The sequence below is a fragment of the Bartonella sp. AD328YNZD genome, assembly GCF_042196425.1.
In genome coordinates this window covers 1-2,287 of the sequence record NZ_JBHIQG010000366.1, presented here as the reverse complement: position 1 = coordinate 2,287, position 2,287 = coordinate 1, and the positions used below count along the sequence as shown (strand labels likewise).

Annotated in this window: 1 protein-coding gene and 1 pseudogene; both read right to left on the bottom strand. The window is 35.9% G+C overall.

Features of this window, described 5'->3' with window-relative positions; translation table 11 throughout:
* Positions 1-1,955 (bottom strand): annotated as a pseudogene (locus tag ACFIO3_RS11840) (autotransporter outer membrane beta-barrel domain-containing protein); the annotation flags it as partial.
* A gap of 169 nt (positions 1,956-2,124) precedes the next feature.
* The coding region (locus ACFIO3_RS11835) for an autotransporter outer membrane beta-barrel domain-containing protein (RefSeq protein ID WP_375704512.1) at positions 2,125-2,287 on the bottom strand (163 nt) is incomplete at its 5' end.

Genomic DNA, 2,287 nt, shown 5'->3' with positions numbered 1-2,287 from the left:
TCAGATATCAACGACGTAGAAAGTGAATTGGGAGGAGAAGATGGAGGATTAACAGGATGAGATAATGAAAACGAAGAAGGTTTACCAAATGGACCATTATAAGAACCTATTCTAGAAGAAATATAAACCCCTTCGAGTCGGAAATCCCAAAAATCCCCCTCACCTTCCACTAATCTTTGCTTAGCATTCGCTTCTCCAAAAGGCGAGCCCGGACCATAACCACGAATACGATATTGATAAGGAAAACCTTTCACCGTGGTATAACCATTATAACCATTGGCGAGTCGAAAAGAACCTGCCCGCGCTGTTCCTGCAACTTGAACGATTGAAATGCTTTGATCTCTTCCCTCATAGACTTCTTTACTTGAATATTTTGGAAAATTTTGCATATGGATGAATGTCGTTCCAGAAACATCCCCATAGATCAATATGCGATCCGTCTTTTGGGGATCAAACAAACCCTCATCATTCAAAAATGTATTCAACCTAATCTGAGCGTTTCCCTCAGCACTATAGACTTTTTTATCTTTTGATGCGAGAATTTTATCTCCTGCATCTATATCTGCTTTTTTTCCAATGCGTAGCGTTTGATAACCACTATCTTCATCAAAGATCAATGTGCTATTGGAAAGACTTAGAGAAGAAAGCGATGAAACAGATTCCTGTAAACCATTGTATTTACTTTTAGTAAGATACCATTTTGAATAACGAATTAACTCTAAATCAATAACCGATCTATCTTCAACACGCGTACCTCCTGTAAGAGAGGAAGCGTTTGCTTTCACCAATAGAGAAGCATTATTTTCAGCTTTTAGCAACACATCACCAGAGATTTTTGTTTCATGCGATAATTCAAGAGTGCCTTTTACTTCATAGTCTTTATTCCCCTTCGCATAAATTGCAATCCCATCTGGAACTGTCATATTTGTCTCTGATAAATAAACAAAAGCCCTCCCCGTAATAACTTTTTTGGTTTCTAAATTTTTTTCATCATCTCGTTGCCTCAACATTTTAGCAATCTCTTCTGGAGCTAAAACATTAAAATACAGTCCATATACTCCCTCACCCTGAACAGAAATATTGTTTTTTTCTATCTTAATACTTGTATTTTTAAAGCCATCTGATGAAATATATTTTTGAATTAACTTACCATTATCACTTACATAACCTGAAAAGTTTTTCATCAAAAATGCATGCATATGGTTTAGCTGGATAAAATTGTTTTTCAAATGAACGTCACCACCTTGAAAAACCTCAAAAGCTTCTGGCAATACCCCCATAGCTCCATCACTATCTGTTAAAGTTTCCTCCCTCCTTCCATGCCCCGTAATCCCCATAGTATCAAGAATATAGCGCCCCCCAAATCGGGTTGAAAATGAGCCAATCTGGTTAAAATTAACGGTACCGTCTGTCATTTTAACCATTGCATCAAAACCACTTATAATACCGATCCCTTTTACATTCAAATTATCTGGCTCAATATTGATATTCACACTCACTAAAGCAATATCCGTTCCTCTCCCCCATGCATAAATAGCATGTGAAGTCCCCTTAATTTCCCCTACTGTCATGCTAATAACGGCATTTTGAGCACGAAGAGCAGGTATATTCTTAAAATCTGAAGCTATTAGATTAATTTTTCCACCATTTCTTACATACGCCCCATAGGCAGATATTTTATCTGGATCATCGCCATAAACTGCTATCTGAGAGGCATTAACAACAGTGCCTGCTTTTTCTACATATATAGCTGCAATAGGTGCAGCCTCCTGAGAATTTTTTAAGTAATAAACTTTATCTGCGAGAAAGTGTGTTTTTCTATCATCGCATTTATAAAACACCCCTCTTGGATCACTTGAAGATCCAGCAGCACTAACATACGTAACCTGCAAAAAATAAAGAATAGCTGTTGTAACGTTGCATAAAAATACATATTTATGAAATACATAAATCATAACTCTTGCCGCCTCCTATTCCCCTACTTCTATTTATTGAAGAATAATGTCTATATTTAAGCTAATAAATTTCTCAAAATACAATAAATATAAAACTAAAGAGCTACTTTAATACTTAATATAACACTATATATACTTATATATAAGTTACTATATAGTTTATGTATAGCTAAAAATAATAATGCAATCCAGCAGAGAAACTCGTTCCAGAAAAACCAATTTTCTTAAATCTATGCTGATAAGTGACATCTCCACGAAGAGAAAGTTTTGTTGAGAGACGGGCATTAAACCCAACCCCTGCTTCCAAAGAAGAACCAAAGGAACCTAACTGA